The 11,050-nt window shown below is 54.7% G+C and carries 7 protein-coding genes; 2 read left to right on the top strand and 5 right to left on the bottom strand.

Going from position 1 to position 11,050, the window contains the following annotated elements:
- Positions 1-800: Na+/H+ antiporter NhaA (locus tag QZ554_RS07225; protein WP_297195433.1), on the top strand; the 800-nt coding region annotated here is incomplete at its 5' end.
- Positions 801-921: 121 nt separating this feature from the next.
- Entirely contained in the window at positions 922-1,464 is a 543-nt protein-coding gene (locus tag QZ554_RS07220) for a hypothetical protein (RefSeq protein ID WP_297195431.1), read from the top strand.
- A 513-nt stretch (positions 1,465-1,977) separates the two neighbouring features.
- Here QZ554_RS07220 and QZ554_RS07215 read toward each other — a convergent pair.
- The 5 genes from QZ554_RS07215 to QZ554_RS07195 form a co-directional block, all read right to left on the bottom strand.
- Entirely contained in the window at positions 1,978-3,900 is a 1,923-nt protein-coding gene (locus tag QZ554_RS07215; RefSeq protein WP_297195429.1) for a SusD/RagB family nutrient-binding outer membrane lipoprotein, read from the bottom strand.
- 21 nt (positions 3,901-3,921) lie between these two features.
- Positions 3,922-7,128 carry a SusC/RagA family TonB-linked outer membrane protein gene (locus QZ554_RS07210; protein ID WP_297195428.1) on the bottom strand — a complete coding sequence of 1,069 codons (3,207 nt, stop codon included), beginning with the start codon at positions 7,126-7,128 and terminating at the stop codon, positions 3,922-3,924.
- 197 nt (positions 7,129-7,325) lie between these two features.
- Positions 7,326-7,460: a hypothetical protein gene (locus QZ554_RS07205; RefSeq protein WP_297195426.1), complete on the bottom strand. Its 135-nt coding sequence runs from the start codon at positions 7,458-7,460 to the stop codon at positions 7,326-7,328.
- A 14-nt stretch (positions 7,461-7,474) separates the two neighbouring features.
- Complete coding sequence (locus tag QZ554_RS07200) at positions 7,475-8,575, bottom strand: hypothetical protein (protein ID WP_297195424.1); 1,101 nt, start codon at positions 8,573-8,575, stop codon at positions 7,475-7,477.
- A 1,135-nt stretch (positions 8,576-9,710) separates the two neighbouring features.
- Entirely contained in the window at positions 9,711-9,845 is a 135-nt protein-coding gene (locus QZ554_RS07195; protein ID WP_297195422.1) for a hypothetical protein, read from the bottom strand.
- Positions 9,846-11,050 lie beyond the last annotated feature (1,205 nt).

Raw genomic sequence — 11,050 nt, 5'->3', positions numbered from 1 at the left:
TCTTCTATAGCTCGCATATCGCATGGCTTCCGCTGGGCATCGGCTTTGCCCTGCTCGCACTAGTCTTTGTGCTGGGAGGACTGAAGGTGCATACGCTTGAGCCCTATATCATCCTCGGGATCATTATATGGGCACTCTTCCTACAGTCGGGTATCCATCCTACTATCGCAGGTGTACTCCTTGCCTTGCTCTTGCCTGCGGGTACGCAGATGCACATCGGCAAGCTGTCCACCTCGCTACATGACCTCACTAGTCGCCTACGTGGAGAGGTTCGTGAGGGCAAGGGGGCTGTCGTCCTCTCGCATGAACAGCTGGAGATCATCGGGGAGATCAAGGACACTGCAACCAAGGCCATTAGCCCCGTTCAGATCCTAGAGCATGCAATCGCTCCGCTGGTGAACTACTTTATCCTCCCCCTCTTCGCCTTTGTCAATGCAGGGATCACCTTCGGTGGTATTTCATCCGAGGGGCTACTTGGGGTGCCTCTAGCGATCCTCCTCGGGCTCTTCCCTGGCAAGGCTGTGGGGATTACCCTCTTCACTTGGGTATCCATCCGCCTGCGGCTGTGTGTTGCTCCGCTGGGGATGACCTTCAGACGTCTGGTCTCACTCTCCGTACTTGGGGGGATCGGCTTCACCGTCTCCCTCTTTATCGCCAACCTCTCCTACGACAGCCCTGAGTTCGTAGGTCTGCTCAACGAGGCCAAGCTGGGCATATTTGTTGGCTCAATCCTCTCGGGTGTAGTTGGCTATCTACTGCTCAGAGCCATCCGTCCAGATGAGGATGGGGTGGGGAGGTAAGGAGGTCGATGACCCTTGCCTCAGGATTTATGATTATCTTTACAATCTCTATCGGGGATGCACTATAGTATTACCCTATAGAGATGAATAGCTATAATTAAGCAAGCAAGAAGAAAGAACAATGAAGAAATTCGTACTAGCAGCCGTAGCCTTCATCGCAAGTCTAGGTGCTGCACAGGCTCAGGACCTGTTCTCTAAGGGCGAGAGCGCTCTCAACATCGGTATCGGTATCGGGCATAGCTACGGTGGCTATGGGGTCTCTATCCCCCCCCTCTCCGTAGCCTATGACTACTCGCTAGTGAGCAACCTCATCAACGGTAACAACGGGGCGATCACCCTCGGAGCCTACGGTGCCTATACCTCCATGAGCTACCGCTACGAAGGCTTTGCAGCAGGCTCGGCTTCGCATACAGTACTCGGGGTACGTGGGATGTTCCACTACCAGTTTGCACCCAAGCTCGACACCTATGCGGGTCTTTTGCTGGGCTACCACATCGCCTCTTATTCGAGCAATATCAATGGCTATTCGGGGCTATCGGGTAGTGGCATTGACCTAGGGGTGCTCCTTGGTGCTCGCTACTTCTTCACCGACCGTGTGGGGATGTTCACGGAGCTCGGATACTCCGTCCCCTACTGGAACCTCGGGGTGACCTTCCGTCTCTAATCCTCTCCCGAGGGAGCTCGGTCTTCCTCACCTCTTACACCTATACGCCTAAGGGCTGTATCACGCTGACTGCGGGTCAGGTGATACAGCCCTTAGGCTTTTCTTGAGAGCGGGGCGGGGGTAGTCTGATAGGACTAGCCCTACCCTAGGCTAATAGGTCTAATAGGTGCAATAGGTGCAATAGGTCTAATAGCGACAGCACCCACCCTGCGTCACCGAGCTAGGTGATACTGGGTGGGTGCTAGTGCTAGGCAGAGCTCGGGGATGCAGGGTGGGTACTGTCGCTAGGCAGGGTTAGGTGACGCAGGGTCGGTGCTGTCGCTGGGTCGGAGCTCGGCGATGCAGGGTGGGTACTGTCGCTAGGCAGAGCTCGGGGATGCAGGGTAGGTGCTGTTGCTGGATAGGGCTAGGTGACGCAGGGTGGGTGCTGTCGCTATTAGACCTATTGGACTAGGTCTAGGACTAGCTCTACCAGCTCCAGCACCCACCAGCGCTCGCCCTTAGGCGAGATGACTACTGCTTCTTCTTTGCCCAGTAGAGGGGAGTGAAGACCCCATCAGGGCCACCGAGCGCCTGCAGGGCGGAGGCATGCCCGGGCTTGTTGGTGCTGGAGATGTTGCTGGGCAGTGGGAGACGCTGAGGGTAGTAGTCGATAGAGGCGGTCTCGTAGCCTGCCTTCGTCAGGTGGAGCATGTTGTCTAGGGGCTTCTCTACTGCGGGTGTCTCGAAGAAGGGCAGCCCGAGTCTGCGGTGATCACTCCACGACTCTAGAGGTAGCCAGGGCACGTTGGCGATGAACTTTTGGGTGATGATCTTCGTCAAGTGGTCGTTCATAGCTGCCTTATAGAGACGGCTCTTTGCCTCGGGGTAGTGGTAGGTGTACTGCTCTCGCTGCTGGGTGTAGCCATCGATACACTCCATCGTGCGTGTGGCTGCTGGCTCGGTGGTGTGATCCCAAGCGACAGAGGTACCGACACGGTTGTAGTCCTGCGAGGTGAGGTATTCGTCTACGAAGCCTGCCCCATGATAAGCGAAGCTAGCACGGACACCAGCCTCATAGGCATCCTTGGCACTCATCGATACGCTCCAGCCACGCACGGCCGCCTCGGCCAATAGGAAGTACGTCTCCCACTCGGGGAAGAAGATACGGACGCTGGTGCTCGCACGGTACTTCTGCGCTAGACGAGGCATCGCGCCTATCTGTGCCACATCGTTGATCCCGCTGAGCTCACCCCACGCTCCCGATACCCAGGCATTCCAAGTAAAGCGAGTATCGAGCTCTATGAGGGTTTCCTTCGGGTTATCGACCTTGGAGAGCTTGTACTTGGTTTGCTTCACTCGGTGGGTAGCCCATGAGGGGTAGAAGCAGAATTCGCTATTGAGCGTGTCCCCTGTGACGATGAAGGTCTTGTAGGCACGAGGGTCTATCTTGCCCGGGAGTCCATCGAAGTAGAAGCCCCGCATCGGGTCAGTCGTCATCAGAGGGAAGTGCTTGTCGTAGCGCACACCTAGATAGTTCTCTGCCCGGAGGTAGGGTTGATAGCGAGCATCGGTCAGCTGGCGGGCGGAGGTGATGCCCCCGAGGCCGACGACGAGGTTGTTGTAGGTAGCGGAGAGGTTCTGCGCATTCCACTCACGGCTCATCACACCCGATAGGTCGTGCCAGCCCCTTTGCTCTGCGACCTGTAGGCGGTCTTCGGCCTTTAGGATACCTCCCTCAGCGGCTGCCTGCTCGAAGTGTGTGCGTGCCGTCGTGGGCTCTACCTCGGAGAGGCGCATCGAGAGACGCATCCGCAGTGAGTTGGCATAGCGACGCCACTTGCTGGCATTGAAGCCATAGGCATGGTCGAGCTTCGTGACTGCCTGTTCGGTGGGCGTTGGGGAGGTCTTGAGGGTCTCGGCAGCCTCCTGGAGCTCCTTGAGGATGAAGGTATAGACAGCCTGAGTGCTCGCATAGGTAGGGTTCTGCCCGGTGTAGCCCTCTAGGGCTGCTACCCCGAATAGGTCACAGATCTCCGAGAGCATATAGGCTCGCCATACCCGAGCCACAGCCAGCAGGGTGGGCTCGTAGGCCTTGGCAGAGCCCGAGCGGATCTTCTCCTCGGAGATAGCGATGGCCTGATAGAGGGGCTTGAGGCTCTCGGTGGTCATACGGCTGTAGTAGTCGCCACTCCAGCTGTCGTCTACACCGCCTAGGCTCAGTGAGCCCTCACGTTGCTGGTGGCTAGCATTCTTCCAGTAGCGGACGAAGGCACGCTCGGCGATGTGGGGATCCTGCTGGGCGGTCATCATAGCACGGTTGATGAGGTACTCGCTGAGCACCTGATCCCGATGGGCGGCTAGGGGGTCTCTATTGACCTCGTCGAAGTCTCGGCAGGAACTGAAGGGCAGCACACTGAGTACGAGGGCGGAGAGGGTGATGAATATCTTGTTCATGATCGGTAGCGATGTAGGGGGCTAGAAGCCGAGTGTGACATTGAAGTGCAGCGAGCGAGTCGTAGGAGAGGAGGAGAACTCGAAGCCCGTGGCATTCGTCCCCGTGGCGAAGACGCTCTCGGGGTCTACGCCGTTCATGTAGCTGCGGATCATCCAGACGTTGTTGCACGAGATACCGACCTTAGCCCGACGTATAGGTGTGCGACGTAGTAGGCTCGTGGGTAGGGTGTAGCTAAGAGCGATGTTGCGAAGGCGTACGCTCGTAGCGTCGAAGATATTCGCTTCGCTGATCCCGAGGTTGGCATTGCCACGATGGGAGATAGCGTTCCAGTAGTCCTGAGGGCTGACCTCCTTCGTGTTCGGTACATAGGTCGTCTTGCCTCCGACGATCTGCTCCTGGGCACCATCGACGACGAACTTACGACGGCCATTCTCTGCCGTTGCCGCTGCTGTACCATTATCCCGCAGGCTAAAGTTCGTCCCCGAGAACATCTTACCCCCAATGCGAGCATCGACGAGGAAGCTGAGGTCAAAGCCTCGGTAAGAGAGCGTATTCGTCAGCCCTACGAGTAGGTCGGGCTGCTGGTCACCGAGCTTCTTCGTCTCGCCCGGTAGGGGGAGGCCATCACCATCTGTGAGGATCTTGCCGTAGAGGGGGCTGGTAGGGTCGGTGACACGCTTGTAGGCAGTACCCCAGATCTCGCCATAGCGTCCGCCCTCACGGGCTAGGATGCGGAGGTTCTGATAGGTGCCTAGGTCGTACTCGGTGACGGGGGAGTCGGTACCGCCTCCGTCGTAGAGCTTGATGATGCGGTTCTCGTTGTGGGAGAGGTTGAGCTGGGTGCTCCAGTTGAGGTGGTCAGTGCGAAGGATGTCCGCTGTGAGCATGAGTTCTATACCCTCGTTCTGGATGTTCCCAGCGTTGATCATCTTGGCCTCGTAGCCACTACCAGGGTCCATGGGCAGACGGATGAGCTGGTTGGTCGCATTGGTGCGGTACCAGGCGAAGTCGATGCCGAGGCGACCATCGAAGAGGCGTACCTCAGCGCCTAGCTCGTAGGACTTGATGAGCTCACTACGTACACGGTCGTTGTAGAGGGTGTTGTCGATATTGGCGACAGTGCCCCCCGTCGGATCCTTGTCGATGCGGTAGGAGCTGTAGAGCTGGTAGGGCTCTAGGTCATTACCCACCTGTGCGATGGAGGCACGTACCTTGGCGAAGGAGATCCACTCGGGTAGGCGCACCTGCTGTCGCTTCAGTAGGTCAGAGATCACCACCGAGGCACTCAGTGAGGGGTAGAGGAAGGAGCGGTTAGCCCGAGCAAGGGACGAGGACCAGTCGCTACGTAGTGTACCATCGACGAAGAGATAGCCATCCCAGCTGAGCTGGAGGGTACCGTAGAGCGAATTGATCTTCTTGTGGCTGAATAGCTCGGTATTCGTGGGGCGGTCGGTGCCGTTGGTGAGGGAGAAGAGGTTGGGTACGATGAGCTCTCCCACCTGTGCATTCAGGCTGTTCATCTTGCGCTCCATGAGGTTACCTCCGAGGGTGGCAGAGGCAGCTAGCTTGTTCCAGAGATGCTCCTCACGAGCTGAGAGCTGGAAGCTGTAGTTGTTCTCATAGAACTTCACCTGCTCCGTCTCATACGCACCCCCACCCTTGGCGATCGGTGAGCCTGAGTAGGTCTTGCGCTCGACACGGGTGGCATACTGGTCGGAACCAATGCGTAGCTCAGCATCCAGCCAGTCGGTGATCCGATACTTGAGGGCAGCACTTAGGAGGAAGCGGTCACGGGTATCGTTGTTCAGGTTGTACTTGCTCGCCCAGTAGGGGTTGGTCTGGCTCCCATCTCCGTACCACCGCATCGCACCTGTGGAGGTGAGGGGATCGGAGAAGTCTCGGATATTCATACTGCGGGGGAGGGAGTAGATGGTGGCGAAGGCATTGGAGGCATTCGACCCATTCATAGGTCTATTCTGCACGAAGGTGCGGATGTACTGTACCTTGGTGTCGGTGCTCCAGCGTTCACTCGGGCCAAACTTCGTCGTTGCCCTCAGGGTGAGGTTCGTACGGCCGAGGGAGGCACCGGGGATATGGCTCTGATTGTCGGTACGTGTGAGAGAGGTGTAGATGCTCGTGCGGTCGTACTGCTGAGAGAAGGCGACGTTCTCCGTCAGGTCGATGCCGGTGCGGAAGTAGGCAGCGACATTGTCGTAGGACTGCATGCGAGCCTTCGTCCCGTCCCACTTCGTGTACTCCTGACCCTCGATGCGAGGCCCCCAGCTCGTGGTGCTCGTGGCTCGGTAAGCCCCCTCGGTACCCTGACCGAACTCATTCTGTAGGCGGGGCACCATGAAGAGGCTCTCGACCCCTACCGAGGAGGAGATCGTCACGCCGAGCCCTTCGCCACGGCGACCACGCTTGGTCGTGATCTGGATCACACCATTACCTGCACGTGAGCCATAGAGGGCAGCGGCACTAGCTCCCTTGAGTACGCTCATACTCTCGATGTCCTCGGGGTTGATGTCTCCGAGCCCATTGCCCATATCGGTACCGGGGTTCCAGAAGTCGTTGTTGCTCTTGCCCGTCTTCTTGTCGAGCGAGGCTCCCGTGGTGTTGTCCATCGGTACACCGTCTACGACGATCAGTGGCTGGTTGCTACCTGAGAGGGAGCTGCTCCCACGTAGGACGATCTTGGAGGACGATCCGGGGCCACTAGCTCCCTTGAGGATCTGTATCCCCGAGACCTTACCCGAGAGGGCATTGGTGATGTTGGGCTCACGCACAGCCATCAGAGCATCGCCACGTACCTCCTGCATGGCGTATCCGAGTGCCTTACGCTCACGGCGTATCCCTAGGGCGGTGACGACGACATTGCTGAGGGTCGTCGTGGCATCCTCGAGGACGATCGTCAGCGGTGTACCTGTCCAGCGGACACTCTGGCTACGATAGCCCACGCTGGAGAAGACGATCTCGGAGCCCGTGCGGACTCCACTGAGGGAGAACTTCCCCTCTGCGTCGGTCAGGACACCCTTGCCCTGACCCTTGACGAGGACGGAGACGCCTACTAGGGGCTCACCCTGAGCGTCCCGTACGACCCCCGAGAGGGGGCCACTCTGTGTCGCCACGGTCACCGACGCTCGGGGGGCGTCGGCTGCGCTGGCTCGTCCTAAGGCAAGTAGCGATACTCCCAGGAGCAGGCTACACGTTGTCTTAATTCGCTTCATATATGATTCATTGATTAGTGAGTAGGTGTACCAAAGGTAGAGATAATTTCGGCTCTGTGCCTACTCATATATGTAGGAGGTGCTATAGATAAGGTGTGGTGGATGAAAAGTAGATCGGGCGCATGAAGCAGATATGCCTCATGCGCCCGATCTAACCTAGCGGATAGGAAGGGTGGTGCTACCTCCGAAGAGGGGGATTACCACTCACCATCGCCCTCTGTGATCTCATCTATATCTCCTGCCATGGAGAACTGGATGAGGATGTTGAGCCCACTCTGGATCTCGATGGGCATAGCTTGAGGGGCTTCGTATTCCTTCTTTATGGTGTTCATCTTCATTGGTCTAGTTACTTGACGAGCTCAAGTGTGATGTTATGATACTTCCCGTAGTTCTTAGGGTTGGCAGTCTTGCCCATAAGATTGGTCGTGTGGTGGGCTGATGCAGGGGTGCCCTTGGTGAAGACACTCTTTACGGTATTAGTATAGGCAAAGCGGATACTACCTGCTGGCTCTGCCTCGGTGAGGAGATAGAGTGTATAGGAGGGGTCTCCATTGATCGCTGTCGCTGGTGCTGTCGCAGAGGCTGGGCCGTTCAGCTCGTGGTGTTGCTCGCCTGGCTTATCAGGAAGAGGGAAGAAGATGCGCCCTGGGGATTTACTAGCGGGAGTCTTACATACCAGCCTTGGTGCGATCTGTGTTTCGTCCCAGATCATTCGCAGGTTGAGGTCTCTGGATGCAAAGCCTGTGATGTCAAGTCCATTAAACCTCAGGTTCGCTCCATGCTGATTGTTCCGGAAGCGGATGTTGACGAACTCGCCGAAGAGACGGAACTTACACCTCTCGGTCGTCATCGCTCCCCCAGTATTCTTGCTAGCCTCCACGTCATTACCTTCGCTGACGAAGATGGGATTAAAGGAGCTAAGATCAAGCCCTTCTGTCGTGCGTTGGATCATCGTGTTTTGTCCCCCATTGATCCCTACATTGTATTCGAATATTCCCTTCTGTTTGTCCTCTTCTGTCTGGGGTATAATATTGCCTCCGATGAAGAAGCTCACCTTGGTATAGCCTGCTCTGCGTATCTCTCCTACAGTAGATTTGAGCCTAGGGTGACTGATAGCTCCATTGTAGGAGATATGCTTACCATCGACGTCGAACTCCAGCATCACTGGGATGCCAGAGGGGATGCTAGGACCATAGAAATAGGCAACCCCTGTGATCTTGCCCTTTTGGGTGGAGGGAGAGATCTTGGAGATCTTGCTGCCTGTAGTGTGAACCTTGGGGTTAAACTGTAGTGCTTTCCCCTCTTGGGTGAAGAGGTCCTCACGGATTCCTTCCATGGAAAACTCAAATGATCCTTCCTCTCCATTATCCCCTAAGGCATTAATTGGCTCATTAGCCTCCTTGGCGCAGGAGGATAGCAGGGAGATGGTAGCTGCAAGTAGCAGCATAAATCTTTTCATGCGTAGTACTCTAAGTTGTTTGATCTATCTATTGCAAAAAGTATAGTCACAGTAGTGCCTACACTAGGCAGTGTCCGTGACAGAGTTAGGGGGGGTGGGTGTGTTATTATCTCTGTCGAGCATAAAATCCCCCTCCCCTTCAGGGGCGAAGATAGTGTAGTAGGGAAGATCTGGGTATGGAACCCTTGGGTGTTCCTCATCCCTTTTTGGTGTGGGTACAGGGAGAGAGGTGGTAGTGTCGTTCGTGTAAATGCTGAAGCAGATGATGAGAATGTCTCCTAACTTCGGCCGCAAAGGTAGTGAAAATAGGTGTGGTGTGTACTATTTGGCATATAAACACCCAGTGCTAGGGTCTCCTCTGTGGTGGGGTGAGCCTTTCATGAAGTATCTTGTGTAGAGAGTCTTCCCTCTTATTTCCCCTTCTCCCCTAGGCTTAAGGGGTGAGGGAGGTATCCAGCCAAAGAGGGAGTTTCTTTCTTCCCTGCTCCCTAGAGCCGACGCATGATCTCGCTCGCACACTCCTGCCTCTGGATCTTCGGGGGTATCGCTTCATATCCTAGGGAGCCTTAGCCCATCCCTAGAGATCCTACGTATTATCGTCAAGAAATAGACCTACAAGCAAGCCCTGCATAGGCTATACTTAGAGCGCACTTGTGTACACGCGTGTATACAGTTGTATACACGTGGGTATACAGTTGTGTACACACGTGTACACTCATCCGTTCTAGGTAGGAGGTATTCGCTTGGCACATCTAGACTGGGATATAGGTATTTCTATCTTCGGCGTATGCTCCTTGACGACCTCGCCCTCGCACTATGGTGATTTCATGCGTCATCCCTGATATAAACACCCAGCGCCAGGGTCTCCTCTGTGGGGTAAGTCTTTCATGAAGTATCTGTGTAGAGAGTCTTCCCTCTTATTTCCCCTTCCCCTAGGCTTAAGGGGAGGGGGAGGTGTCCAGCCCAAGAGGGAGATTCTTTCTTCCCAGCTCCTACTATTTAGGTCTGAGGAGACGTATATTGGGAGGGGGCAGATGCGAAGAGCGGGCGTATGAGGCTTGTCTGCCTCGTACGTCCGCTCCGGTCTAGTAGTTGGGGTGAGTGTTGTCTGCGTAGAGGGTATTTACCACTCATCGGTTTCCTCTGAGAACTCCTCTATATCTGCCCAAAATGAAAACTGAACGAGGATGTTAGGCCCCCCAGGGACAGAAATGGGCTTAGCCTCTGGGGTTTCATACTTGTGCTTTGTCTTATTCATACTTATGCTAAGCTTTTATTTTGATTTGGAAGCCAAAGGGTGCATTATGCCACTTCCCGTGGCGGCTGGATTGTGCGACGTCGCTTATGCGGATTGCCTTGTCGCATTCTATGCTGTATGGCTGTTATGCCTGCTGTGGACATGGTCTCGCAGCCATTCAGATAGAGATGGGGATCCCTCATAGTCCTTACCTCAGAGGGGGTATAGGTGGGAGTTCTTGCTTGTTGCTATGGGGGCGGTGCAACTAAACCTATCCAATTGATAGAAACTCGACCCGTGAGGTAGGAGAAGAGATAAGACATCCACTAGGACTTTTCCTAGCAAATGCTACATATATTATTGATATAACTCGAAGCCAAAAGTCAGATCTGCTGTCTGATTTCTCCTGCAAAGGTAATAAAATCAAAATAACGCCTCCTTCCCTAGCTGTGTTTATTAGCATTGTGCGAGCTCCTTTCTGTCTCTTTTTTCGGTGTAAGTGTTTTTTGTATAGTCTCTTTTGTGCGTTTGGTGGAGGTGCACGTCTTTTGTGCAAGGTTGGCTTTTCTTCTCTTTTGTATACAACTTATTACAATTACAGGCCCTCTCTCCTTATTTATTTCTATCTGACTTTGGCGCAGGCCTGTGTGTGTGGGGGGGGCTGTTTGCTTGATGGGAAGGGGGGAGTGAGGTCTGGGAAACTGCTTCATGGGGTGTCTGTATATTCCCTTCCTAGAGCCCTGTCTATCGGGTGTTGATGCTACTAAGAGTGGATGCGATATGTTCGCCACCATCACCTTACATAGGTGACGGGTGCGCTCTCGGTATGTCCTCGGTCGTCACCTATGTAAGGTGATGGTGACGAACATACCGAGTCCTATATCCCGCTCTCGGTATGTCCTATCTAGCCCCACTCAGTATGCCTGATATACTGGTGTCGAGAGGTGGAGGTAAAGATGTGGGAGAGGGCTAGGTATGGCACTGAGGAATGGTGTAATATGTGAAATATAGATATTGCATGTGATAGACTAGGGTGGGTGTCGATGATGTTTTAGGGTAGTCTTTGTTTTTGTTGAGAGGCTTGTTGCCCCGGCCTGCTTTTGCCACAAATATTTCCTTTACTTTTGATTAATTAAACTTATTATAACATATGTAGTTTAACCAACCTTAGTTTATTATGGCAAGAAAAATAGGCCCCAGTTTTGAGGCCTACAACAGCTATTTAT

Source organism: uncultured Porphyromonas sp. (assembly GCF_915070105.1).
GTDB lineage: Bacteria > Bacteroidota > Bacteroidia > Bacteroidales > Porphyromonadaceae > Porphyromonas.
Note: the sequence above shows the minus strand (reverse complement) of the source record. Positions and strands in the feature narration are given on the sequence as shown.

Bases quoted from the DNA above. Each gene is read 5' to 3' on its own strand.
- QZ554_RS07220 (WP_297195431.1), top strand. From the start codon at position 922: ATGAAGAAATTCGTACTAGCAGCCGTAGCCTTCATCGCAAGTCTAGGT.
- QZ554_RS07215 (WP_297195429.1), bottom strand. From the start codon at position 3,900: ATGAACAAGATATTCATCACCCTCTCCGCCCTCGTACTCAGTGTGCTG.
- QZ554_RS07210 (WP_297195428.1), bottom strand. From the start codon at position 7,128: ATGAAGCGAATTAAGACAACGTGTAGCCTGCTCCTGGGAGTATCGCTA.
- QZ554_RS07205 (WP_297195426.1), bottom strand. From the start codon at position 7,460: ATGAACACCATAAAGAAGGAATACGAAGCCCCTCAAGCTATGCCCATC.
- QZ554_RS07200 (WP_297195424.1), bottom strand. From the start codon at position 8,575: ATGCTGCTACTTGCAGCTACCATCTCCCTGCTATCCTCCTGCGCCAAG.
- QZ554_RS07195 (WP_297195422.1), bottom strand. From the start codon at position 9,845: ATGAATAAGACAAAGCACAAGTATGAAACCCCAGAGGCTAAGCCCATT.